Source organism: Hydrogenophaga sp., from assembly GCF_048549895.1.
GTDB lineage: Bacteria > Pseudomonadota > Gammaproteobacteria > Burkholderiales > Burkholderiaceae_C > Hydrogenophaga.
In genome coordinates this window covers 1-22,707 of sequence record NZ_JBLYYB010000234.1, presented here as the reverse complement: position 1 = coordinate 22,707, position 22,707 = coordinate 1, and the positions used below count along the sequence as shown (strand labels likewise).

24 protein-coding genes are annotated in these 22,707 nt (G+C 63.1%); 8 read left to right on the top strand and 16 right to left on the bottom strand.

Annotation, left to right across the window (positions count from 1 at the left end):
• Positions 1-127 precede the first annotated feature (127 nt).
• From ACN4F8_RS21580 to ACN4F8_RS21555, 6 genes are all read left to right on the top strand, one after another.
• Positions 128-829: a pirin family protein gene (locus ACN4F8_RS21580; protein WP_419475460.1), complete on the top strand. Its 702-nt coding sequence runs from the start codon at positions 128-130 to the stop codon at positions 827-829.
• 34 nt (positions 830-863) lie between these two features.
• Positions 864-1,757: a pirin family protein gene (locus ACN4F8_RS21575; protein WP_419475459.1), complete on the top strand. Its 894-nt coding sequence runs from the start codon at positions 864-866 to the stop codon at positions 1,755-1,757.
• Between the two features lie 66 nt (positions 1,758-1,823).
• A complete protein-coding gene (locus ACN4F8_RS21570) occupies positions 1,824-2,378 on the top strand; it encodes a flavodoxin family protein (RefSeq protein WP_419475458.1) in 555 nt (184 codons plus the stop codon).
• A gap of 141 nt (positions 2,379-2,519) precedes the next feature.
• The gene (locus ACN4F8_RS21565) at positions 2,520-3,233 is read left to right on the top strand and encodes a DUF599 domain-containing protein (protein ID WP_419475457.1); all 714 of its coding nucleotides are present in this window, start codon (positions 2,520-2,522) and stop codon (positions 3,231-3,233) included.
• Positions 3,234-3,270: 37 nt separating this feature from the next.
• Complete coding sequence (gene dnaE / locus ACN4F8_RS21560; protein ID WP_419475456.1) at positions 3,271-6,828, top strand: DNA polymerase III subunit alpha; 3,558 nt, start codon at positions 3,271-3,273, stop codon at positions 6,826-6,828.
• A gap of 67 nt (positions 6,829-6,895) precedes the next feature.
• Positions 6,896-7,066, top strand: a complete 171-nt coding sequence (locus ACN4F8_RS21555) for an AbrB/MazE/SpoVT family DNA-binding domain-containing protein (protein ID WP_419475455.1) — start codon at positions 6,896-6,898, stop codon at positions 7,064-7,066.
• 52 nt (positions 7,067-7,118) lie between these two features.
• Here ACN4F8_RS21555 and tolA read toward each other — a convergent pair whose 3' ends face one another.
• The 16 genes from tolA to ribD form a co-directional block, all read right to left on the bottom strand.
• Positions 7,119-8,015 carry a cell envelope integrity protein TolA gene (gene tolA / locus ACN4F8_RS21550; protein WP_419475454.1) on the bottom strand — a complete coding sequence of 299 codons (897 nt, stop codon included), beginning with the start codon at positions 8,013-8,015 and terminating at the stop codon, positions 7,119-7,121.
• A 17-nt stretch (positions 8,016-8,032) separates the two neighbouring features.
• The gene (locus tag ACN4F8_RS21545; protein WP_419475453.1) at positions 8,033-8,470 is read right to left on the bottom strand and encodes an ExbD/TolR family protein; all 438 of its coding nucleotides are present in this window, start codon (positions 8,468-8,470) and stop codon (positions 8,033-8,035) included.
• Positions 8,471-8,472: 2 nt separating this feature from the next.
• Entirely contained in the window at positions 8,473-9,171 is a 699-nt protein-coding gene (gene tolQ, locus ACN4F8_RS21540; RefSeq protein ID WP_159606987.1) for a protein TolQ, read from the bottom strand.
• A gap of 33 nt (positions 9,172-9,204) precedes the next feature.
• Positions 9,205-9,633, bottom strand: a complete 429-nt coding sequence (gene ybgC / locus ACN4F8_RS21535) for a tol-pal system-associated acyl-CoA thioesterase (protein WP_419475462.1) — start codon at positions 9,631-9,633, stop codon at positions 9,205-9,207.
• A gap of 104 nt (positions 9,634-9,737) precedes the next feature.
• Positions 9,738-10,958 carry a pyridoxal phosphate-dependent aminotransferase gene (locus ACN4F8_RS21530; protein ID WP_419475452.1) on the bottom strand — a complete coding sequence of 407 codons (1,221 nt, stop codon included), beginning with the start codon at positions 10,956-10,958 and terminating at the stop codon, positions 9,738-9,740.
• Positions 10,955-11,485, bottom strand: a complete 531-nt coding sequence (gene nusB, locus ACN4F8_RS21525) for a transcription antitermination factor NusB (protein WP_419475451.1) — start codon at positions 11,483-11,485, stop codon at positions 10,955-10,957. The genes ACN4F8_RS21530 and nusB overlap by 4 nt, the downstream gene beginning before the upstream one ends.
• A gap of 2 nt (positions 11,486-11,487) precedes the next feature.
• Positions 11,488-11,952 carry a 6,7-dimethyl-8-ribityllumazine synthase gene (gene ribH / locus ACN4F8_RS21520; protein ID WP_069048812.1) on the bottom strand — a complete coding sequence of 155 codons (465 nt, stop codon included), beginning with the start codon at positions 11,950-11,952 and terminating at the stop codon, positions 11,488-11,490.
• A gap of 36 nt (positions 11,953-11,988) precedes the next feature.
• Positions 11,989-13,119, bottom strand: coding sequence for a bifunctional 3,4-dihydroxy-2-butanone-4-phosphate synthase/GTP cyclohydrolase II (gene ribBA / locus ACN4F8_RS21515; protein ID WP_419475450.1), 1,131 nt, complete (start codon positions 13,117-13,119; stop codon positions 11,989-11,991).
• Positions 13,116-13,760: a riboflavin synthase gene (locus tag ACN4F8_RS21510; RefSeq protein ID WP_419475449.1), complete on the bottom strand. Its 645-nt coding sequence runs from the start codon at positions 13,758-13,760 to the stop codon at positions 13,116-13,118. Before ACN4F8_RS21510 ends, ribBA begins: the two co-directional genes overlap by 4 nt.
• A gap of 66 nt (positions 13,761-13,826) precedes the next feature.
• Positions 13,827-14,261: a type IV pilin protein gene (locus tag ACN4F8_RS21505; RefSeq protein WP_419475448.1), complete on the bottom strand. Its 435-nt coding sequence runs from the start codon at positions 14,259-14,261 to the stop codon at positions 13,827-13,829.
• Positions 14,258-17,482, bottom strand: a complete 3,225-nt coding sequence (locus ACN4F8_RS21500) for a pilus assembly protein (protein ID WP_419475447.1) — start codon at positions 17,480-17,482, stop codon at positions 14,258-14,260. Before ACN4F8_RS21500 ends, ACN4F8_RS21505 begins: the two co-directional genes overlap by 4 nt.
• Before the next feature lie 156 nt (positions 17,483-17,638).
• The gene (locus tag ACN4F8_RS21495) at positions 17,639-18,352 is read right to left on the bottom strand and encodes a pilus assembly PilX family protein (protein WP_419475446.1); all 714 of its coding nucleotides are present in this window, start codon (positions 18,350-18,352) and stop codon (positions 17,639-17,641) included.
• Positions 18,349-19,113: a PilW family protein gene (locus tag ACN4F8_RS21490; RefSeq protein ID WP_419475445.1), complete on the bottom strand. Its 765-nt coding sequence runs from the start codon at positions 19,111-19,113 to the stop codon at positions 18,349-18,351. The genes ACN4F8_RS21495 and ACN4F8_RS21490 overlap by 4 nt, the downstream gene beginning before the upstream one ends.
• On the bottom strand, positions 19,110-19,712 hold the full coding sequence (pilV, locus tag ACN4F8_RS21485) for a type IV pilus modification protein PilV (RefSeq protein ID WP_419475444.1): 603 nt from the start codon (positions 19,710-19,712) through the stop codon (positions 19,110-19,112). Before pilV (ACN4F8_RS21485) ends, ACN4F8_RS21490 begins: the two co-directional genes overlap by 4 nt.
• Positions 19,709-20,278 carry a GspH/FimT family pseudopilin gene (locus ACN4F8_RS21480; RefSeq protein WP_419475443.1) on the bottom strand — a complete coding sequence of 190 codons (570 nt, stop codon included), beginning with the start codon at positions 20,276-20,278 and terminating at the stop codon, positions 19,709-19,711. Before ACN4F8_RS21480 ends, pilV (ACN4F8_RS21485) begins: the two co-directional genes overlap by 4 nt.
• A 158-nt stretch (positions 20,279-20,436) precedes the next feature.
• On the bottom strand, positions 20,437-21,573 hold the full coding sequence (gene ribD, locus ACN4F8_RS21475) for a bifunctional diaminohydroxyphosphoribosylaminopyrimidine deaminase/5-amino-6-(5-phosphoribosylamino)uracil reductase RibD (RefSeq protein WP_419475461.1): 1,137 nt from the start codon (positions 21,571-21,573) through the stop codon (positions 20,437-20,439).
• Positions 21,574-21,823: 250 nt separating this feature from the next.
• Between ribD and ACN4F8_RS21470 the strand changes: the two genes are divergently transcribed.
• Complete coding sequence (locus ACN4F8_RS21470) at positions 21,824-22,276, top strand: GspH/FimT family pseudopilin (protein WP_419475442.1); 453 nt, start codon at positions 21,824-21,826, stop codon at positions 22,274-22,276.
• Positions 22,267-22,707, top strand: a 441-nt coding sequence (gene pilV / locus ACN4F8_RS21465) for a type IV pilus modification protein PilV (protein WP_419475441.1), incomplete at its 3' end; no start/stop codon positions are given. The genes ACN4F8_RS21470 and pilV (ACN4F8_RS21465), both read left to right, overlap by 10 nt.

Here is a 22,707-nt window from a genome sequence, read left to right as displayed (position 1 = left end):
TCAAACGATTTGAATGATGCCATCAAATCCGTGCAGTCCAAAAGGCCATGCTGCCGCCGACAATTCACCCCATGCCAACGAAATCCACCCGGTTTCAGCGGCCCCCCCAGACGGAAAGGACCACACCATGCTCCAGATTCGACGCTCGGACGCCCGCGGTTTTGCCGACCACGGCTGGCTCAAAAGCTTTCACTCATTCTCGTTCGCCGACTACTTCGATCCGGCCTGGATGGGCTGGGGCAACCTGCGCGTGATCAACGAAGACCGCATCGCCCCGGGCACCGGCTTCGGCACCCACGGCCACCGCGACATGGAAATCATCAGCTACGTGCTGCAGGGCAACCTGGCGCACAAGGACAGCATGGGCAACGTCAAGGGCATCCCGCCCGGCGACGTGCAGCGCATGAGCGCCGGCAGCGGCGTGCGCCACAGCGAGTTCAACCACGCACCGGACGCCACGACGCACTTTCTGCAAATCTGGATCGAGCCCAATGTGACGGGTATCGAGCCGGGTTATGAGCAGAAGTCGTTCGACGAGGCCCAGAAGCGTGGGCAGCTGCGCCTGGTGGCGTCCAACGGCGGGACCGAAGGCTCGGTGCACATCAACGCCGATGCGGCCATGTACGCCGGCTTGTTCGACGGCAGCGAGACCGCCAAGCTGGCCCTGGACCCGGCGCGCAAGACCTATGTGCATCTCGTGCGCGGCTCGCTGGATGTGAACGGCGAAACGCTCAGGGGCGGTGACGCCGCGGTGCTGGCGGCCGAGAGCCAGCTCCAGCTGGCCAACGGCCACGACGCCGAAGTGCTGGTGTTCGACCTGGCCGCCTGATATCCCTTCAACTGAAATCGCCAGGAGTCTGATCATGTGTGGAGCCGAACTGACGACCCGCCGCGCGGTGCATTCCGTGGTCGACATGCCCTTGCACCGCTTCGACAGCCAGACCTTTGCCCACATGTTCCACCCGGAGCACCTGGGCCTGATCGATCCCTTCATCGGGGTCGATGCCTTCAACATGCCGCAGAACTTTTTTCTGCCGCACCCGCACGGTGGCATGAGCGCTGTGTCTCTGCTGCTCGACGACTCTCCTGGCGGTGTGGTCAACCGCGACTCGCAAGGCGACCACAGCCTGATCGCGCCCGGCGACCTGCACTGGACCCAAGCCGGCAGCGGCATCGTTCATGAAGAAACACCCAGCCAGCCGGGCCGCGCTGCGGTGGGTCTGCAGATCTTCGTGAACATGGCGCGCAGCCACAAGCAGGACCCGGCCGCGGTGTTCAAGGTGGCGCGGGCCGACATGCCGGTGTTCACCCAGGACGGCGCACGGGTGAAGGTGGCCGCTGGCCGGTTTGCCGGGCTGAATTCACCCATCAACGCCGATGCGCGCTGGGCCACACCGGTGGACCTGCTCGACATCACACTCGATGCGGGTGCTGTCATCGACATGCCGCTGGCCAACGAGAAGAACGCGTTTCTCATCGTCATCGCAGGGTCATTGACCAGCGGCGAAGATGCGGCCCAAGCGCAGCAGGCCGTGGTGTACGCACCCGCCGTGTCGGGTGATGCGGGGCAGTCGGCCTTGAGTCTGGTTGCTGGCCCCGAGGGCGCGCGCGCCGTGTTGTTGGCCGGCGTGCCGCTGCGTGAGCCGATCGTGCCGCACGGCCCCTTCGTGGGCAATTCGCGGCAGGACATCGTGGGCTATGCCCAGGCCTTTCAGAGCGGTGCCATGGGCACGCTGGAAGCTTCTTTTTCCCGTTGAGTGTTTGACCGTTTTTCTACAACCCGCGCCTGACATGCCATCGGCGCATTTTCTGAAAGCCATCCCATGACCAAAGTTGTTGTCGTTTATCACTCCGGCTACGGCCACACCCAGCGCATGGCGCAATCGGTCGCCGACGGCGCCGGCGCCGAGCTGCTCGCCATCGACGCCGAGGGCAACCTGCCCGAAGGCGGCTGGGAGACGCTGGCTGCGGCCGACGCGATCATCATGGGCTCGCCCACCTACATGGGCACCGTGAGCTGGCAGTTCAAGAAGTTCGCCGACGCCACCAGCAAGCCCTGGTTCAGCCAGCAGTGGAAAGACAAGATCTTTGCCGGCTTCACCAACAGCGCCACCATGAACGGCGACAAGCTCTCGACGCTGCACTACCTGTTCACCCTGGCCATGCAGCACAGCGGCATCTGGGTCGGCACCGGCCTGATGCCCAGCAACAGCAAGGCTGCGCAGCGCAACGACGTGAACTACGTGGGCTCTTTCAGCGGCGCCATGGCACAAAGCCCGTCGGACGCGGGTGCCAACGAAATGCTGCCGGGTGACCTGGAGACGGCGAAGCTGTTCGGCCAGCGTGTGGCTGCGACCGCCGCCAAGTTCAAGGCCTGAACGCGCAGTTCCGTTCGCCCTGAGCTCACACCCCGTTCGCCCTGAGCCTGTCGAAGGGCCACCACACCCGATGGCGTGGGTGGGCTTCGACAAGCTCAGCCCGAACGGGAGTTGGGGTGGTCGTGCGCGTACCATCGGCGCATGAAAGTCTTGAGCATCATTCCCTGGGCCGACTGGCTGGCGCTGGTCTGCTTTTTTGCGTTGTGGACGGGCTACGCCTGGTTTGCCCGGGTGTGGGGGCGCAAGATGGGCTCGCTCATCGAGACCACCAACCGCTACCGCGGCTACTGGATGACGCAGACCACCGCGCGCGACCCGCGCATGTTGGATGGCCTGATCACCCAGACCTTGTCCAACACGCCGGCCTTTTTCTCGTCCACCTCCATCCTGGTCATCGGCGGCTTGTTTGCCCTGCTGGGCACCACCGACAAAGCCACCGAGCTGATGAGCGAGATCCCGTTCGCCCAGGCCACCACCCTGATCGTCTTCGAGTTCAAGATCCTGGTGATGGTGGCCATCTTCGTGTACGCCTTCTTCCGCTTTTCCTGGTGCATGCGGCAGTACACCTTTGTGGCGCTGGTGATCGGCGCCATGCCTTCGCCCGAAGACTTTGATGCCGGCAAGTTCGACCGAGACCACTACGCCCGGCGAGCCGCCGCCATGGTGGGCGCGGCGGCCGAGACCTTCAACGACGGCCTGCGCGCGTACTACTTTTCGTTTGCGGCGCTGGCGTGGTTTGTGTCCCCGCTGTCGATGGTGCTGGCTACCTTGGCGGTGGTCGCGATTCTCTACATGCGTGAGTTCCGCTCCGAAGTGCTGCACATATTGAAAGAGGATGTGACGCCGCTGCCTTGAGGCCATGGCGGGGGGTGCCGCCTCCTAAAATGGGGCGATGTTTCTACACCTGCGCCTGCACACCGAATTCTCCGTCGTCGACGGCACCAACCGCATCGATGAAGTCGTGGCCGCCGCGGCCGCCGACCGCCAGCCCGCGCTGGCCATCACCGACCTGAGCAACCTCTTCGGCGCGGTCAAGTTCTACAAGGCCGCGCGCGGCGTGGGCGTCAAACCCATCATCGGCGCCGAGGTGATGCTGCAGGGCTTCACCGAAGAAACGCCCGGCGCCATGCCCGGCAGCCACCAGCCCGCCGCACCGCGCGTGCTGCTGCTGGTGCAGGACCACCAGGGTTACCTGAATCTGAGCGAGCTGCTGGCCCGCGCCTGGACACGCAACGAAGGCCGGGGCCAGGCGCTGGTGCACCGCGACTGGCTGCGGGAGTGCAACGCCGGGTTGATCATGCTCTCGGGCGCGCAGGCCGGCCCGGTGGGCCAGGCGCTGATGCAGGGCGACACGCAGCGCGCGAGCGACATGGCGCTGCAGCTCTCCACGATGTTCACCCACCGCTTCTACCTGGAGCTGCAGCGCGCAGGCCGGGCCGACGACGAGCGCCATGTGTCCCAGACGGTGCAACTCGCCGCGCGGCTTCACCTGCCGGTGGTGGCCACGCACCCGGTGCAGTTTCTGGAGCCCGACGGTTACGAGGCGCACGAGGCGCGGGTCTGCATTTCCGAAGGCGAGATCCTGGGCAACAACCGGCGCGTGCGCCGCTTCACGCGCGAGCAGTATTTCAAGAGCGCCGAGCAGATGCAGGCGCTGTTTGCCGATGTGCCCTCGGCCTTGGCCAACACGCTGGAGATTGCCAAGCGCTGCAACCTCACGCTGGTGCTGGGCAAGCCACAACTGCCCAACTTCCCCACGCCACTCATTGATGGCGTGCCCATGCCGATGGCGGACTTCTTCCGCCAGTCGTCGTTTGAAGGGCTCGAAGAACGCCTGGCCCACCTGTACCCCGACGCAGCCAAGCGCGACGCCGAGCGCCCGCGCTACGTGGAGCGCCTGGAGTTCGAGATCAACACGATTTTGAACATGGGATTCCCGGGCTACTTTTTGATCGTGGGCGACTTCATCAACTGGGCCAAGAACAACGGCTGCCCGGTCGGCCCGGGCCGGGGTTCGGGCGCCGGCTCGCTGGTGGCTTACGCGCTCAAGATCACCGACCTCGACCCGCTGCAATACAAGCTGCTGTTCGAGCGCTTTTTGAACCCGGAGCGGGTGTCCATGCCCGACTTCGACATCGACTTCTGCCAGACCAACCGCGACCGCGTGATCGACTACGTCAAGGACAAGTACGGCAAGGACGCGGTGAGCCAGATCGCCACCTTCGGCACGCTGGCCGCGCGCGCGGCCATTCGCGACGTGGGCCGTGTGCTCGATTTCTCCTACGGCTTTTGCGACGGCATCTCCAAACTGATCCCGAACAAGCCGGGCATGTCGGTCACGCTGCAGTACCCACCCAACCCCAAGAAAGAGGGTGACAAGAACAACTACGCGATCGAGATGGAGCCGGTGCTGGCCGAGCGCATCGCGAAAGAAGACGACGTCAAGACGCTGATCGAACTCGCGCAGAAGTTGGAGGGCATGACGCGCAACATCGGCATGCACGCCGGTGGTGTGCTGATTGCGCCGGGCAAGCTCACCGACTTCTGCCCGCTGTACGCGCAGCCCGGCAGCGAGTCGGCGGTGAGCCAGTACGACAAGGACGACGTGGAGGCCATCGGTCTCGTGAAGTTCGACTTTCTGGGCCTGGCCACGCTGACCATTCTGGAGATCGCGCGCGAGCTGATCATGAAGCGCCACCCGGGGCAGGAAGGTTTCCGGTTTGAAGACATTCCGCTGACCGATGCGAAGGTGTACGCGCTGTTCTCACGCGGGCAGACCGAAGCCGTGTTCCAGTTTGAAAGCCGCGGCATGCAGGGCATGCTCAAAGACGCCAAGCCTTCGCGCTTGGAGGACTTGATCGCGCTCAACGCGCTGTACCGGCCAGGCCCGATGGACCTGATCCCCAGCTTCGTGAACCGCAAGCACGGCAAGGAAGTCATCGAGTACCCGCACCCGTTGGTGGCCGAGATGCTCTCCGAGACCTACGGCATCATGGTCTACCAGGAGCAGGTGATGCAGACCGCGCAGATCCTGGGCGGCTACTCGCTCGGTGGCGCCGACATGCTGCGCCGCGCCATGGGCAAGAAGAAGGCCGAGGAGATGGCCGAGCACCGCGAGATCTTCCGCGCCGGTGCGGCGAAGAACGCCATCTCGCAGGAAAAGGCCGACGAGATTTTCGACCTGATGGAGAAGTTCGCGGGCTACGGCTTCAACAAGTCGCACGCCGCTGCGTACTCGCTGCTGGCCTACCACACCGGCTGGCTCAAGGTGCACTACACGGCCGAGTTCTTCTGCGCCAACATGACGGTGGAGATGGACGACACCGACAAGCTCAAGGTGCTGCACGAAGACGCACTCAAGATGGGCATGAGCTTCGAAGCGCCCGACGTGAACCGGGGCTTTCACCGCTTCGAGCCCGTGACCAACAAGGTCATCCGCTACGGACTGGGCGCCATCAAGGGCACGGGGCAGGGTGCGATCGAGGCGATCGTGGCGGCGCGCGAAGGCCGCGGCGAAGGTCCGCGCGGCCATGAGACCGGCCCGTTCAAGAGCCTGTTCGATTTCTGTGTGCGTGTGGACCGAACACGCCTCAACAAACGCACGGTCGAGGCGCTGATCAAGGCCGGTGGATTTGATTCACTGCACCTCAACCGCGCCGAGCTGCTGGCCTCGGTGGACCGCGCGTTCACCTTCGCCGCCGCGTCGGCCGCCAACGCCGCACAAGCCGACATCTTCGGCGACAGCGACCACGGCTCCAGCACGCAAGACCCCGACCTAGTGGCCACCACGCCCTGGGGCGTGAAAGAACGCTTGACGATGGAAAAGACCGCGATCGGCTTCTACTTCTCGGGCCATCTGTTCGACGAGGTGGAGCGCGAGGTGCGCCGCTTCGCGCGCACACCGCTGGGCGACGTGGTGGAGAGCCGTGACCCGGTGATCCTGGCCGGCATCGTGACCGACTTTCGCGTCATCAACGGTCAGCGCGGCAAGCTTGCATTGTTCAAGCTCGACGACAAGACCGGCGTGTTCGAAACCAGCGCCGACGAGAACCTGATCAACGCGCACCGCAACCTGCTGAAGGACGACGAACTCATCATCGTGCAGGCCGTGGCACAACCCGACCGGTTCTCGGGCGGCGTGCGCCTGAAGATTCAGCAGGTGTGGGACCTGGCCGCGGCGCGGTGCCGCTTCGGCAAATACCTGCGCGTGGCCGTGAACGGCCACGCACCCGCCGTGGCCCAACTGGTGCGCGAGTTCCCGCCCAAGCGGGAGGTGACGGAGCAGGGTGAACTGGTGCGCGGTTTGCCGGTACGCCTGCAACTGCTGCGCGAGGGCGCGCAGTGTGAGTTGCAACTGGACGACCGCGCGCTGTTTTTCCCGACCGATGCGGCGCTGGCGAGCTGGATGGCACAGGCGCATGAGCAGCGGGCGGAGATCGTCTTCGACTGAGGGTTGATCGCCCCAATGAACGTTGATGTTCTAGCGCTTCCCGTATGAAGTTTTCAAGGAGTCCAGCGTGCACATTCTGAAACTGATTGAAGCAGGTGAGTCACTGGCCGTGGTCTTGCCTCAGGACGTTCTGGAGCGACTGAAGTTGGGCGACGGCGATGAGGTTTTGCTAGAAGAGACGGATGGTGGCTTCAGCTTGCTCAAACCGATGCGCCCGGAGCAGAACGCTGGCGCCTAGCTGGACCTTCGTCAACTGCGGCAACTGTTCTAGAACAATGTGTTGGATGAATTCAATCCAGCGGACGCAGACCGATCACCAATGAGGGCGGTACGCGCCCGTCGGTGTCTCGGGGCAGGGTGATGGTTTTGTCGATGGCGCGCATCACGGCTTCATCCCAGGCGGCGTTGCCGCTGCTCTTGATGAGCTTGCGTGAGGTGATGGTGCCGTCGGGTGAAGTGTTCACTTCTACCTCGGCGCGGGGGTTGCCAGGGGCGACGTCGGTGAACACCACATTGGGCCTGATGCGCGCGGCCACCTTGGCGCCGTAGCCCGGTTTTGGGCCGCTCGACTGTAGAGCCGTGCCTGTGCTTTGTTGCCCACCACTGGCGCCGGCCTGGCCCATTACGCGGGCCATATGTTCGTCGCGCAGTTGCGTCAGGCGCTTTTCTTCGGCGGCGTCCTTCCGCTGTTGCTCGCGCTTTTGTTCGGCCAGCTTTTGTTGACGCTCTTTTTCGTCGGCGGCTTTTTCCGCTGCGGCTTTTTTCTCCGCTGCGGCCTTCTCGGCGGCCTTCGCAGCTGCCAGTTTCTTCGCTTCTTCCTCGCGCGCCTTTTTCTCGACTTCGGCTTTTTTCTTCGCCTGTCCGGTGGCGATGTCGGCCTGGTTGGGTGCGGGCGGCGGTGGTGCGGGCGCGGGCGCCGGGGCGGGTTTGGGTGCCGGTGTGGGTGGTGCTGGCTGGGGCGCGGGTGTCGGAGGCGGTGGCGCCACCGCGCGCGGGGCGGCCTGTACCGGCAGTCGCGACCAGAGTTCGGCTTCGACCGTGACGGGTTCGGCGTCGTGCTGCCACTGCACGCCGAAGGTGAGCGCAATCACCAGCAGACCATGCGCGACGAGCGCCAGACCCATAGGCCCGAGCCAGCGGCCGCTCGGTGGCGGCGCGAGGTCGAGGTGGTCGGCGGTGGACTGCATGGTTGTTTAGCGAAGACTCAGCGGGTGGTTTCTACCGAAAGACCCACACGGGCTACGTTGGCTTCTTGAAGCGCCTTGATGACTTTCACCACCGAGTCGTACTTGACGTTTTTGTCTGCGCTGATCACCACAGGGACACCCCCTTGCGGAGCGGGGCCTCCACGAGCCTGCAGTTGCTGGACGCGCGCTACAAGATCGCTAGCGGAAACCGGTTGAGGCTGGGAAGATCCTTCGCGCACCTGCAATTGCTCGTCCTTGTCGATCATCACCGCCACGAAACGGTCGGGCTGGCGCCCCGCCTGGCCCACGCTGGGCAGTGCGATCTGGCTGGGCGTGATCAGCGGGGCCGTGACCATGAAGATGATCAGCAGCACGAGCATCACATCGATGAACGGGACCATGTTGATCTCGTTGATGGTGCGACGGCCCCGACCGCGTGAAGAAACGGCGGGCATGTTCAGTGTCCCGAGGGGGTTTGTGTCTGAGCGCCCAGGTTGCGCTGCAGGATGTTGGAGAACTCTTCCATGAAGGTCTCCATGGCATTGGCCACGCGGTCGATGTCGTGCGCGAAGCGGTTGTAGAACACGACGGCGGGGATGGCGGCGAACAGGCCAATGGCGGTGGCCACGAGCGCCTCGGCGATACCGGGCGCCACGGTGGCCAGAGTCACCTGGGCCAGCGCTGCCAAGCCGGTGAACGCGTGCATGATGCCCCACACGGTGCCGAACAGTCCCACGTATGGCGAGACCGAACCCACCGAAGCCAGGAACGAGAGGTTGGTTTCCAGCACGTCGAGTTCGCGCTGGAAGCTCGCGCGCATGGCGCGGCGCGCGCCGTCGAGCAGGGCGCCGTTGTCGGTGATGCGGCGCTCGCGCAGCTTCTGGTATTCGCGCATGCCGCTGGCAAAAATGCGTTCCATGGGGCCACCGTGTTTGGCGCTTTGGGCTGCAGCGGCATACAGGTCGTTGAGGTTGGTGCCCGACCAGAACTCGCGTTCAAAGTCGTCGTTGTGGGCGCGCACGCGCTTGAGCGAGAACACCTTGCGGAAGATGGCGGCCCAGCTCATGACGGACACGACCATGAGCAGCACCACCACGGCCTGCACCACCCAGCTGGCGTTGAGCATCAATTGAACGATGGAGAGATCTTGGTTCATGGGTGTTCAGAGAGGGCGGGTCGTGAAGAAGTTTCAGCGTGGCAGTTTGAGCGCGGCCATCACGGCGGGCGGTATGCGTTGCGGGCGCAGCTGGCGGTCGTCGACCCAGCCGATGCGGATGGTGCCGCTGCAGAGCAGTTGGGCTGGCGCATCGCCTGCACTGCCTTGCTGCGGTTTCAGGAGCGCGGTCTGCTCGATTGTCATGGACGCACGGCCTGCTTCCACCACCCGTGCTGTAACCAGAAGCAAATCATCGAGCCGCGCGGGCCGGTGGTATTGCAGCTGGGTGTGGGTGACGACGAACATGCCGCCGAGTTGCTCGCGCAGGCGTTGTTGTTCCACGCCCAGGGCGCGCAGCCATTCGGTGCGGGCGCGTTCGAAAAATTTCAGATAGTTCGCGTAAAACACGATGCCGCCCGCATCGGTGTCTTCCCAGTACACGCGCACGGGCCACGTGAACAGTGCCCCCACGCTCCCCGCTTCGCGTGGTTCGCTGCCCCCCGAGGGGGCTGGCCCCGCCTTGGGGCGGCCCGGCGGCGGGGCCGTCGCAGTGCTGTGCGGCAGGCTCACAGCGCTTGCTCCAGACGGGACACCGCCTCACGAAGCTGAGCCATCGAATTGGCGGTGGAGAAGCGCAGGTAACGGCCAGGGTCGGCGCTGCCGAAGTCGCGCCCCGGCGTGGTGGCGAGTTGGCAGCGCTTCATGAGTTCGAAGGCCAACGCCCAGCTGCCGCCCTCATCGGGTCGCGAGCCTTGCGGAGGAATGCCCCAGCGCTGGCACAGCCCGGTCACGTCGGCCCAGGCGTAGAAAGCGCCGTCGGGCATCACCGGCACGGTCAGGCCCAGGCGGTTGAGTTCGGGGATGAAATAGTCGCGCCGCGCCTTGAATTCGCTGCGCCGGCGCTCGTATTCGGCCAGGCTGTCGGGCTCGAAGCAGGCCAGGGCTGCGTGTTGTGCGATGGTGCTGGCACAGATGAAGAGGTTCTGCGCCAGACGCTCCACTGCGGGCACCAGCGCGGGCGGCAACACCAGCCAGCCCAGGCGCCAGCCGGTCATGTTGAAGTACTTGCTGAAGCTGTTGATGCTGATGACTTCATCGCCCAGACCGTCGGGCAGGCCAAGCGCGCTGTGGCCGAATTCATCGTCGTAGCTCAGGCCGAGGTAGATCTCGTCGATCAGGGTCACGCCGTCTTTGGAATGCACGAAGCGCGCGATGCGTTCGAGCTCGTCGCGGGCAATCGAGGTGCCGGTGGGGTTGGAGGGTGAGGCCAGCAGCACGCCGCGTGTGGCGGGGTTCCAGTGCGCTTGCACTTGATCGGCGCTGAGCTGAAAACGTTGTTCGGGGCCGCTGGGAACCATCACCGCGCGGCCTTCGGCGGCCTGCACGAACTGGCGGTTGCACGGGTAGCTTGGGTCGGGCATGAGCACTTCGTCGCCGGCTTCAATGAGCGCGAGGCAAGCCAACTGCAAAGCGGCGGATGCGCCCGCGGTGACCACAATGCGGCTCGCGTCGATCGACAGCCCGAAACGGGTGGCGTACCAGGCGCTGATGGCCTCGCGCAAAGCGGGCAGGCCAAGCGCCTGCGTGTACTGGCTGCTGCCGCTGCGGATGGCGCGCTCGGCGGCGGCCATGACCAAGGGCGGGGCGGTGAAGTCCGGCTCGCCGATGTTGAGGTAGATCATCGAGCGGTCGCCCGGCTTGGCCTGGGCGGCCATGCGGGAAGCCGCCTTGGCCAGCTCCATCACGTAGAAGGGTTCGACGCGCTGCGCGCGCTGCGAAATCCTCACGGGGCGGCGTTTTTGCGGGCGCCGGGCTTGGAAGGCGCGGCGGCCACTTCAGCGGGGCGCAGCTGCGCGGCCAGCTGGTGCAGAACGCCGTTGACGTACTTGTGGCCGTCGGTGCCGCCGAACGATTTGGCCAGTTCGATGCACTCGTTGAGCACCACACGCCAGGGCACGTCCAGGCAGTGCTGGAACTCGTAGGCGCCGATCCACAGCACGCCGCGTTCAATCGGTGAGAGCTCGGTCAGCGGGCGATCGAGTGCGGGCTTGATCAGCGCATCCAGCGCTTCGGCCTGGTTGACGCAGCCGTGCAGCAGTGCGTCGAAGTGCACGCTGTCGCACTTGTGGAAGCCGGCCAGGTCGCGCGTGAACGCGTCGATGTCGCTGGCGGCGTTGCGGCCCACCAGGTGCTGGTAGATCGCCTGCAAGGCGAACTCGCGGGCGCGGGTGCGGGCCGATTTGTCGGCGGCCTTGCGACCGGTCAAGCCGCTCTTGGCGCCTTCGCTGGCGGTGGAGGGGAGTTCTGTGGACATGTTCAACCGATCTCTTGAAGCAGGTGGGCCATTTCGACCGCCACACGGGCCGCGTCGCGGCCTTTGTCGGTCTTGCGGGCGATGGCCTGTTCCAGCGTTTCGGTGGTCAGGATGGCGTTGGCGATGGGGATCTGGTAGTCCAGCGCCAGGCGTGTGACGCCGGCGCCGGATTCGTTGGCCACCAGTTCGAAGTGGTAGGTCTCGCCGCGGATGATGCAGCCCAGGGCGATGAGCGCGTCGAAGTCGTCGCGCTCGGCCATGGCCTGCAGGGCCACAGGCACCTCAAGCGCGCCGGGCACCTTGACGTGGGCGATGTTTTTTTCTTGCACACCGAGTGCGAGCAGCTCTGCGAGGCAGGCGGCATACAGCGCGTCGGTGATGGGTTCGTTGAAGCGGGCCTGAACGATCCCGATGCTGAGCTTCTTGCCGTCGAGCAAGTCAGCTGTGCCTTTGTCTGCGCCGAACATGTGCGGCTCCGTTTCTTCTTGAAGGGGTGAAAGGGGTCAGCCGTTGCGGCTGAGGTACCCGGTGATTTCCAGGCCGTAGCCGGTCATGCTGGGCATGCGGCGCGGGTTGCCCATGAGGCGCATTTTGTGCACGCCGCATTCGCGCAATATCTGCGCGCCCACGCCGTAGGTGCGCAGGTCCATGCGGCCGCGCTCGGGCGCCTGGGCCGAACGGGCGGTGCCTTCAAACTGGGCCAGCAATTGCGCGGCCGTCTCGCCGCAGTTGAGCAGCACGGCCACGCCGGCGCCGGCTTCGCTGATGTGGCGCAGGCTGGCTTCCAGGCTCCAGCTGTGCATGGAGCGGCCGACTTCCAGCGCGTCGAGCACCGACAGCGGCTCGTGCACACGCACGTCCACCGAGTGGTCTGGATTCCACTGGCCCTTGACCAGTGCCAGGTGCAGGGCGCCACTGGGCTCGTCGCGGAAGGCGGTCACGTTGAATTCGCCAAAGGCCGTGTTCAAAGGGCGCGTTCCGAGCTTGTGCACCAGGCTTTCGTTGCGGCTGCGGTGCTCGATCAGATCGGCAATGGTGCCGATCTTCAGACCGTGCTCGGCAGCGAACAACTGCAGGTCGGGCAGGCGGGCCATGGTGCCGTCGTCCTTCATGATTTCGCAGATGACGGCGCTGGGGCTGCAGCCGGCCATGGCGGCCAGATCACAGCCCGCTTCGGTGTGACCGGCGCGCATGAGCACGCCGCCTTCCACGGCCTGCAGCGGGAAGATGTGGCCTGGCTGCACCAGGTCGGTGGCCACGGCATTTGGCGCTACCGCCACCTGCACCGTGCGTGCGCGGTCGGCGGCCGAAATGCCGGTGGTCACGCCCTCGGCGGCTTCAATGGAGATGGTGAAGGCAGTGCCCATCTTGGTGCCGTTGCGCGGGACCATGGGCGGGAGCCGCAGGCGCTCGCAGCGCTCCTGGGTCAGCGTGAGACAGATCAGGCCGCGACCAAAACGGGCCATGAAATTGATGGTCTCGGGCGTCACGTGGTCGGCCGCGAGCACCAGGTCGCCTTCGTTTTCACGGTCTTCTTCGTCGACCAGGATCACCATGCGCCCGGCGCGCATGTCGGCCACGATGTCTTCCACAGGGGAGATGGCCACCGGGGCCAGGGTTTCAGGCGCGTTCATGCGATTTCCTTGAGAGTGATATGACCGGCGCTGAGCATGCGCTCGACATAGCGCGCCACGGTGTCGATTTCCAGGTTGACCGGACTGCCGTCGGTCAATTGGCCCAGCGAGGTGTTTTGCACCGTGTGGGGAATGAGGTTGATGCTGAATTCACAACCGTCGGCGAGGTCCTGAACCGAATTGACGGTGAGGCTGACGCCGTTGACGGTGATGGAGCCCTTGTAGGCCAGGTACTTGCCGAGGTCGTGCGGCGCCATCACGCACAGTTCCCAGCTCTCGCCCACCTGGGCAAAGCGGGTCACCCGCCCGACACCGTCCACATGCCCGGAGACGATGTGCCCGCCCAGCCGGTCGTGCGCGCGCAGGGCTTTTTCCAGGTTGATGCGGTAGCCGGTCTGCGCCAATCCGGTGGTGCGGGCCAGGGATTCAGCGGAGATGTCGATGGTGAAATGCTGCTGGGGCAGATCCAGCGAGGTCACGGTCATGCAGGCGCCGTTGAGCGCAATGCTGTCGCCCAAGCCAACGTCATCCAGGTACCCGGGGGGTGCCTCGATCGTGAGTCGCTTGCCATGGTCCAAAGAGCTGCCCAGGTCGTGGAGGGCGGCGATGCGCCCCACGCCGGTGATGATGCCGGTAAACATCGGGCTATTTTCGCAGGGTTTGCGAGACTGTTCGATTTAGAGGGTGCTTTGTTGCCTGTGCCTTGATTATCGGTTCCAGCACTCCATCGGTCCCAGGGGATTCGGTACGTCCGCTGTGGGAACTTGCGTCCGGGTGCCTGCTTGATCGATCCGGAAGGAAGTACATCGGTCGCTCGCTTGAGGCGCGTTGGGGATCGCTGTCAAGTTGTAGGCTATGCCGTTGTTGGAGAAGACGTTGATGTTGTAGCGGCTGCCTTCGACGAACAGTACACCCGGTGGAATGGCTGCCGCCAGCGGGTAGGTGCCCTGAGCGGTGGCAGTTCGCTCCATCCACTGCGCAGTCTGCAAGAGCGCCGCGCGCGCGTTGGCGCGGTGGCTTCGCATCACAAATTCGTTGTAACTGGGCAATGCCACGGCGGCGAGCAAGGCCACCACGGCCACCGCGATCATCACTTCGATCAACGTGAATCCGGCGTTTGAGCGGCGAAGTCCAGACTTCATCGCACTTCCCGCCAGTCCGCGCGGGCACCGCGGCTGGTTCCCAAAAGTATCCCATTCCGATCTATGCAGCCGCTGCCGGAGCATTCCGGTGGTGGTTGTACGCAGCCGCTTCCGGTGCATGACGGCGGAGGGGGGGCATCGCCAGGCGTTCCCCCGCCGAATGAGAGGAGTTCCTCGATAGCTCTGGACTTCTCAATTTCCACATGTTCGTCGGACGTCACCAGCATACTTGTCGCCTTGGTTAGGTTTGCCGTGGCGTCGCTGCTGAAGAACACAGGCGAAGACGAGGGTCTCCCCGTGATCATGTTCAGCACTGTGATTCGGCCTTGTCCAGCGGCTGCCTGAGGGCTGCAGCTTTCGCCACCGGCCGTGGGCGACGGAGCCATGCTGGGGATGATCACCCGCTGGCCTTGCAGCACGCTGGGCGGATTGAGCACACGTTCACCACCGAGCGGCAGGTCCAAGAACCAGCCGCGTTTTGCCGTGTTGTCGGTACGCGAATAGGCAATGGTGTTGTCAGTGGAGTTGGAGAAGATCGTGTCGATCACGTCTCCATCGGTCTCCGTTTTGGTGACCGCTGTGGTGATGCTCTGCTGCACCAGCGCACTACGACCTATTGGGACAGGGTGGGCATTGGCCAGCTTGACCAGCTTGGCGTCCTTGTCGGGACCCTCGGTGATGGGCGTGAAGGTGCTCTTGTCCCAAACCGAGTACATCGTCTGCACGGCGGCGTTCGCCGGGTCACTCGGCTGTATGTTCTGGCCGGTACCGAACATGACCTGAACCCCGCCCATGGGATGGCTCATGATCAGAGGTGCGGTCGTGATAGGTTGCACTTTTGACGCAGCGTCCCGCGCCGCAAACAGCGGCTTGCAGGCCGTGGAGTCCTTGCAGGTAACTGCCGCGCCGTCCCAGCCGCTCACACCCCACTCGGTGTCGTTTTTGCTCGAAAGGTCGAATTTCCACAGTTGCCCTTGCAAGTCACCGGCGTAGGCGATGTCGATCGTGCCATTGGCGTTGAGGTCGACCAGTCGAGGCGGTGCCAAGCCATTCGATGCACTGGTGGTGGAGTTGGCCACGATGCTCCGCAGGCTGCGATCACCATCCAGGTACTGGATCAGCAAGACCGGCCGCTCGTTGAAGCTGTTGACGCCATTTCCCAACACCACCGCCCAGCGCTTGTTGTTGAGTTTGACGATTTGTTCACTGCGCCCGCCAGACAGGTTGTCGGTCACGGGCGCTCCGTAGATGTGGCCGACGTCCTGATGGCCGACGAATGTGCCGCTGGAGTTAGCGGGGAATGTTCGGTCCAACCAGACCGATGTGTTGCTCACGTTGGTGGGGTCGGTCACATCCACGACAAAAAATCCGCGGCCACCACCGCCCAGCCCACTGATCAAAACGGTGCGCCAAACAGGGGTAGTGATCTGGTTGGCGACCCAGCTTGTATCGACATCCCCGGTGAATGGGTGACCGTCCACAAAGGGCCTGTGGGTGTATTGAGGCAAGGTGTACTCGCGCAACCCTGCGTACGCGGCGCGTGGCACATAGGCAAAACGTTCTGTACCGGTGGCGCCATCAAATGCGTGCAGCATGCCGCCGTTGGCACCGATGTAGACCGTTTCTGACCGGTTGATGTGCGTCGAACGGAAGCTGGTGTGACCGGCATGTTCGAACTTCAACCGCTTTGGAGCAGCCACCGTCCATAGATTGGAGTTGACGACCGTGCCCATGCGGGATGCACGCTGGCGAAAACTGCCGGCCGGCGCCTCGCGTGACCTGTCTCCGCGGAGGTAGTCCACTCTTTGCCCGCCCACGGTGGCTGTGTCGGAGCCGCGCAATGCGGTTTGTTGCTCTGAGCTCAGCGATGCCCAGTTGAAGTTGATACCTGCTGTGTCCGAATGCGAGAGGATGCGCCGGTCTGTCCAGTTGAGCCCGACGGCATCGAGTTTGGAGGACGCTGTCCACAGGGGCAGCGTATCTACCGTTCGAGTGGTCGCGCTGATGTTGTAGGCCTCCACGTCACCGCTGAAGCGCTCCATGTTGTAGCTGGCCAGATAGATACGGCCATCGGTACGAAGTTGAGTGGAGTTGGCGGCAATGCTCACGCGAGCCCGCCCGTTCTCTGAAGAGAGGCCTTCCAGAATGCCCTTGAACGCATTCACCAGAGACTGAGCATCAGGCGCAGGGATGAATCGGCCACGGCTGTTGAGTGCCGTGTGCCACAGGTCGGCCTTGCGCGCGTCGGCGCGTATTTCATAGTTGGCGCCTCCGTCGCAGGGAAGGTTGCCTGCCCCGCTGACTGAGGCATTGCAGAAAGGCGTGACCCAGGCCTTGTCTCCTTTGATGAGGGGGGCGAGGCCAGAAAAGGTATCGCCCATCCAGGTGGGATAAGAGGCGTTCGTCGACCATTGGGCGGCGCTTTTGAACCCAATGGTGTAAGTCACCATGTGTTGCCAGGTGGCAGGGTTGTTGCGAGGGTTCCAGTAGCTCTCCAGTTCGGCTGGCGCACTGGTTGTACCGAAGTTTTGTTTGGGAAACTGCTCGGCCGGCATGGGTTTGAGATCGTTGGGAATGCTCGGTTGCAGATCGCGTGACCAGTAGTAGAAAGCCAGATCCGACAAGGTGCTGAGCGTGGAACTGCCCCAGATGTCGCGGTAGAGTTTGGTCTGCGTGTTGGCGGCGGCGACGGAATAGACCGTGCCGTCTGGCAGAACAGTGTCGGTTCCATCGGCATTGCCGCCGCGAACAATGGGGGTGCCGGGTGGGCCAGACGTATCACGCTCGCCCGAGGCCCAAGAGTGGCCGTACTCTCCATCGGTCATGAGGATGTGATAAGACCTGCGGCAGGACAGCACTGGCTGCTCTTCCACGCCTGGATCCACTGACCATGGGCTGTTGATGCCCAGACCCGTCGCGCTGAGATACTGACCGGCGTTGTCCATCATGAAGTGAGAGGGTGTGCCCCGAACGATCGCGATGGAATCAACCCAGTTGAAGAAATTGGTGCGGTGTTGCCCGGCAAGACGTCGCATGCCGTTGTATCCGCGGCAGATGCCGGTGGTGCTGGTGCTGCTTCCTGGAATGGTGTTGCAGCCATGCATGGATTGCCACGCCAGCCGGATCTGGTTGTCGGGCAGGTTGCTCGCGGCAAAAGTGGCCTTGAGCGCGGTGCGCAGTTCGGCAACGCCGGTGGAGCCCATGCTGGTGGAGTTGTCCACCGAGACGATGATGTTGGGTGCCGGCTCGCGGGGTAATGAGGGTGGTGCCTGGGAGAGCAACAAAGGTCCCGCCACGACCGCCTGACTGCAGCCTGCAACAGTCAAGAAAACAGCGCGTCGAGTGAATGTATTGAACGGCATTGCTGGTTCTCGCTTTCAGTCGAAATCTCTTTCCAGATATGGAACGAATACAGAGCGCAGCCGCACCTGGGTGCCAGGTTTTCGGCCTTGCACATAGGCGGTGATGCGGTAGACAAAAGGGTGATCGCCAACAGGCAATGGCATGGAAGCGGCGGTACCTTCGTTGGTGAAGATTTCGGGATGGCGGAAAACTTCAACCCAGTACCACGCCTGACCAGCCGTGAGCAGGGGGTTGCCGGCCGCTCGCGGGTTCGCTCCTGTGAACTGGCCATAGGTGGCGCCTGCTGCCTGCATGTTGGCCAGCTGTGTAGTCCACGCACCTGCTTTTTGCAGCGTGTCTGTGGAATCCGGTAGGCATATGCCCTGTTTGCAGATCTTGCTAAAGCCACTGGCTACACGGGAGGTGATGATGTCGAGGTCGTCATCGCCCTTGCCGAGCGGGAAATACACAGTATTCGGCGCGCGGCATCCGGTGAAGGTCGCGTTCCCTGCGCAGGGTTGACCGTCAAATTGACGACCGCTGATGTCCATTTCTGCGTCACGAATCAGCGCTTCGGCAGCAGCGAAAGCGCGCTCGTGGTCGCTTTCGCTACCCACCAGTTTTTCGTTTAGCCAACCCACACGGTTGCTGGCTAGCAGCACGAGAGTGGTGAGCAACAGCATCACCATGACAACCACCAGCGCAATGCCGCACTGGGATGAAGTGTGAGCGCGACGGCGGGGCTTCATAGCGCGATGTTCCTGAGACTGAACACCCGCACGAACACGCGGCGGATACGACCATCGTTGGCGATGGCTTCGCCATTGCAGCCTGCAACGGCTTGGCCGGTGTGTCCGCCAACCAGCCCTGCCATGCGCATGCACACCATGATCGCTTCCACCGAGTTCCACTCGTTTGCGGTCCAGGCTGGGCTGGCGTCCTCGTATTGCAGGTTGTCGTTGATGCGTCGGCCGTAGCGCACTTGAAAGTCTTCAACGCCAGAGATCAAGGGCCCGGGGATACCGCTTCCGGAGCCCAGACAGCGCAAGTTCTGATCGACCACCTCGAACCGGTTGTTGATGGCCACATCGGAGTTCACGTTTTGGCCCAGACAATCTGCGGCGCTCAGCGAAACTTCGCTGTCGTGGCTGATCTGAAGTACATCGGGATTGTTGTTGCCTCCATCGACGCCGTTCACAGCCTGTGGCAGCGTCACGGTTCCATACCCTGCGAACTTGTCGGTGAAAGTGACCAGGCCATTCCCGTTGTCGACCAACCTCACGGCGCCTGCCTGACGAATGTGGTGGCCGAGGGTCCGAAATGCCATGGCTGCATCCTGATGCAGTCGTGTGCTGTCGCCGAGTGTGGCCGATGCAGACCGGGTGGGGGCAAAGCTGCCGACAGCAGCGACCGACACGAGGGCGCCAATCGTCAGCCCCACCAACAGTTCGATCAGGCTCACGCCCGCTTCACGCGCGGGGTGTGGGTCGAGAAGCGGGCGCGCTTTCATGGTCGTATGTAGACAAGGTGGCAAATGAAGTTCGCGGGGCAAGTGAAGTTGGCCATGCCGGTGCCCACAGCACCGGCGGCATCGGTCACGGCGTCGGCGCGTGTGAAAAGCGCGCCTTCCGCCTGGTTCGCCAAAGCCTTGTTCTTGCCCTCGAGTTCTGTCCAGCGCACCAACACGCCGAACTGGTTGGAGTCGGTGTCCGAGCGGAACACCTGGGCGTCGCCATTGGGCAGTAGCCTTCCGAGGTTCAGTTTCCATGCCCTCAGGTCAAAGGCGGCGAGGTCGTTCCCGTTGCAGGCGCTGGCCCGGCAGTCGGTGACTGCGGCTGCCGGCGCGCCCCAAACGGTGACGTAGGGGTTGGGATTGGGATTGGTTCGGCGAACGATCGCATTGCTCTGCATACGCTCGGCCAGATCGTTGGCCAGTTGGACTGCCACCGCTCTCGCATTGGTATTTCGCGACTCGGTAAGCGCGCTCATCTGGAGCCTCGCCAAGCCCAGCACGCCCAGGGAAAGCACCAGCAAGGCAATCAGCGCCTCGATCATGGCGATGCCGCGCTGCTCCGAGTTGCCTGGGTGGCGCGAGAGGCGCGTATTCATATCGGGCCACCAGGTAGGCACACGATTGGTCCACGCAACGTGCGCAAGCGACCGCTGTTGGCAACGCAGAGAAGCAAGCCATTTGCGGCGGTCAAACCTGCACCTGCAGGAAAAATTTCGATGCGAGCGGGCTGTGTCGCTTGTCCGAAACGGTCGATGGCGAAGGCGTCATTGGCTGGTGCCCGGCGCATCACAGTGCCGGGCTTGCCTTGCACTTCGTGCAGCAAAGTTTCACCTGCATCGAAGACGTTGTTCGAGTTGAGATCTGCAAACACGCTCCATCCGCAGTCCCAGTCCGTTGCAGCTGCGGCATTTGGGCATGGAGCTGTACGAATCAGCCCCACCCGCTGTCCCCGCGTGATCGCCTCGACCTTGGCCAAGGCGATCGACGCCAGCATCTCCTCTCGCAGGCTTTCTACGCGGTGCCTGCGGATGGCTTCTGCGAAGCTGGGCGCAGCCAGGGAAGCCAGGACCGCCAGCATGGCCACCACCACCATCAACTCAATCAGCGTGAAGCCTTTGGAGCGAAGTGCTTCAACGGGATGGTGTGCCTTGATCCGAAACATGCCCGGACTCTAGCAAGCATTTTTGAATACTTAAGTGATTACTCGACGGCTGCAGTTAAAAGGAAGATCAGCGGGGTTAATACTATATTTTCAGTATTTTTCTGTTGATGAAGTCGCGTGATGGGCTTGAACGCTCAGCTGCGAGGTCTTTCTACGGCTCAAGCTTGGCTGGCCTGCAGGAAGACGTCCCGCCCTCGTACTCGGGCAAGTATGCGGAGGTCATCACCCACGCTGTCCGCCGATGTGAAGTTCAATCCGATACCGTCCTGCAGCCGCTGCAGCGGCCCGAAGCTGGAAACTCCAGCGCCTTGCCCTAGCAGCTTGGGAGCCAGATACAGCAACAACTCGTCGACCAATCCTTCTCGCAAGAAGGATCCGTTGAGCTTGTGGCCGGCCTCCACATGCAGCTCGTTCACTTCGCGCCGTCCCAAGTCCCGTAGCACGGCTGCCAGATCCACCTTGTTGGTGGCGCCGGGCATGTGCGTGAGCACGGCGCCGCGTTCCTGCAACGCCACTTGTTTCCTCGAATCAAGTGCCGCGTGGTAGATCCAGACCTGGCGCTTCAACCCTCCAGCCATCGGCTCGAACAGGCGAGCCGCCAGGGGCGTGTTGAGATCGCTGTCCACCACCACGAGGTGTGGTTGGCGGGTGGTGCCAGCCAGTCTGACATCCAGCCGAGGATCGTCCTTCAGTACCGTGCCAATGCCTGTCAGTACCGCGCTGGCACGTGCCCGCCAAGCGTGTCCATCGGCACGGGAATGTTCGCCCGTGATCCACTGGCTGACACCGTTGTCCAATGCGCTTGTGCCGTCGAGCGAGGCGGCCATCTTCATGCGTACCCAGGGAGTACCGCGGATCATGCGGCTGAAAAAACCGATGTTGAGTTCGCGTGACGCCTGCGCAGCATCGCTTTCGGGCGAAAGCAACGCCACTTCAATGCCCGCAGCCTGCAGCCGAGCCATGCCTTGACCAGCCACCAGCGGATTGGGGTCAATTGTTGCCACGACCACCTTGGCCACTTGGGCTTCGACCAATGCGTCACAACAGGGAGGGGTGCGCCCATGGTGAGAGCAGGGTTCCAGCGTGACCAGTACCGTGGCCCCGCGCACATCTGCTCCAGCCAGTCGGGCCGCTTGCAATGCCACTATTTCAGCGTGGGGGCCGCCTGCTTGCTGGGTGTGACCATCAAAAACCGAGCCTTTGCGCGTGATGATGCGACAAGCGACGCGGGGGTTCGGTTCAGACAGGCCTATTGAAGTTGCAGCCTTGCTGATCACTGCTTCCCAGTCATTCATGGCATTGTCCACAGGCTTGGAGGGATTCATGGCTGCTGTCGTTGGAGTTTGAGGTTTCAGCATGGGAGCGTCACGGCTGTTTTATCCGAACCATGGGTACCCTGAGTCGAGACAAAACCGTCTGTCTGGAGCGTCTAGCCTCCGGTCACATGTAGAAACAAGTGGTTGGGGTCGCTCGATAGTATGGATACGGGGTTGGGTGTCTCCAACACGCGCATTAGAGGCCGAGGGCGGCGGTTTTTGATTGATCATGAACAACCATTCAGGGTTTACCCTTATCGAGCTCCTTATTGTCATGGCGGTGGCGGCCGTGCTTTTGGGTCTTGGGGTTCCGAGCTTGCGCAGCACCATCCAGACGAACAGGATAGCGACGGTCTCCAATGACCTCATCAGTGCACTGCAGTTTGCCAAGAGCGAGTCCATTCGCCGAGGTGAGGATGTGACTGTCTGCTCAACTACAGATGCTGCGTGCGTGGGAGGTTGGGCTGGCGGATGGTTGGTCAGGAACGCGGCGGGCACCATTCGAGTATGGCCACCCGCCAGACAAGGGGTGACGATCGCCGTGGGCGGGCCAGTGGTTTTCAACGCTCTCGGTTCGGCGTCTGCGGGGCGGTGCTTTCAAGTCAACCTCGATACCTTGCAGCGCAGCGTGACAGTGGGCGCTGGGGGGCGGATAGGCAGTGCAGTGGCTGCGTGCCCCTGAACGTTGATGTGCTCCAAGGAATTTTCGTGACACGCTCACAACCCACATTTGTTCGTCCATCCAGGCAATCTGGCGTCAGCCTGATCGAAGTGCTTGTGTCCGTTTTGCTGCTCACGTTCGGGATCGTGGGAATGGCGGGGTTGCAGTTCAACGGAACCAAGTTCAATCACGGTGCCTATCTTCGCTCTCAGGGCACCAGTCTTGCCTACGACGTAGCCGACAGGATGAGAGCCAACCTGGCGGAGAGCTACCTCACCGGATTTGTAGATGTCTTTGACGCCGGGGTTGGCCCGGCGTGTGGAGCAGCATTGGGCGCTGCCACCGCGCTGCGCGATGTCAATCAGTGGAAGAGTTGTGTCGAAACGGTCTTGCCGCAGGGAAGCGGGCGGGTGTCTCGCCTGGCGAGTGGCGCTGCCTATGTCGATCAGTGC

Coding starts and splice junctions, on each gene's coding strand:
- ACN4F8_RS21580 (WP_419475460.1), top strand. CDS start 128: ATGCTCCAGATTCGACGCTCGGACGCCCGCGGTTTTGCCGACCACGGC.
- ACN4F8_RS21575 (WP_419475459.1), top strand. CDS start 864: ATGTGTGGAGCCGAACTGACGACCCGCCGCGCGGTGCATTCCGTGGTC.
- ACN4F8_RS21570 (WP_419475458.1), top strand. CDS start 1,824: ATGACCAAAGTTGTTGTCGTTTATCACTCCGGCTACGGCCACACCCAG.
- ACN4F8_RS21565 (WP_419475457.1), top strand. CDS start 2,520: ATGAAAGTCTTGAGCATCATTCCCTGGGCCGACTGGCTGGCGCTGGTC.
- dnaE (WP_419475456.1), top strand. CDS start 3,271: ATGTTTCTACACCTGCGCCTGCACACCGAATTCTCCGTCGTCGACGGC.
- tolA (WP_419475454.1), bottom strand. CDS start 8,015: ATGCAGTCCACCGCCGACCACCTCGACCTCGCGCCGCCACCGAGCGGC.
- ACN4F8_RS21545 (WP_419475453.1), bottom strand. CDS start 8,470: ATGCCCGCCGTTTCTTCACGCGGTCGGGGCCGTCGCACCATCAACGAG.
- tolQ (WP_159606987.1), bottom strand. CDS start 9,171: ATGAACCAAGATCTCTCCATCGTTCAATTGATGCTCAACGCCAGCTGG.
- nusB (WP_419475451.1), bottom strand. CDS start 11,485: ATGTCCACAGAACTCCCCTCCACCGCCAGCGAAGGCGCCAAGAGCGGC.
- ribH (WP_069048812.1), bottom strand. CDS start 11,952: ATGTTCGGCGCAGACAAAGGCACAGCTGACTTGCTCGACGGCAAGAAG.
- ribBA (WP_419475450.1), bottom strand. CDS start 13,119: ATGAACGCGCCTGAAACCCTGGCCCCGGTGGCCATCTCCCCTGTGGAA.
- ACN4F8_RS21510 (WP_419475449.1), bottom strand. CDS start 13,760: ATGTTTACCGGCATCATCACCGGCGTGGGGCGCATCGCCGCCCTCCAC.
- ACN4F8_RS21505 (WP_419475448.1), bottom strand. CDS start 14,261: ATGAAGTCTGGACTTCGCCGCTCAAACGCCGGATTCACGTTGATCGAA.
- ACN4F8_RS21495 (WP_419475446.1), bottom strand. CDS start 18,352: ATGAAGCCCCGCCGTCGCGCTCACACTTCATCCCAGTGCGGCATTGCG.
- ACN4F8_RS21490 (WP_419475445.1), bottom strand. CDS start 19,113: ATGAAAGCGCGCCCGCTTCTCGACCCACACCCCGCGCGTGAAGCGGGC.
- pilV (WP_419475444.1), bottom strand. CDS start 19,712: ATGAATACGCGCCTCTCGCGCCACCCAGGCAACTCGGAGCAGCGCGGC.
- ACN4F8_RS21480 (WP_419475443.1), bottom strand. CDS start 20,278: ATGTTTCGGATCAAGGCACACCATCCCGTTGAAGCACTTCGCTCCAAA.
- ribD (WP_419475461.1), bottom strand. CDS start 21,573: ATGAATGACTGGGAAGCAGTGATCAGCAAGGCTGCAACTTCAATAGGC.
- ACN4F8_RS21470 (WP_419475442.1), top strand. CDS start 21,824: ATGAACAACCATTCAGGGTTTACCCTTATCGAGCTCCTTATTGTCATG.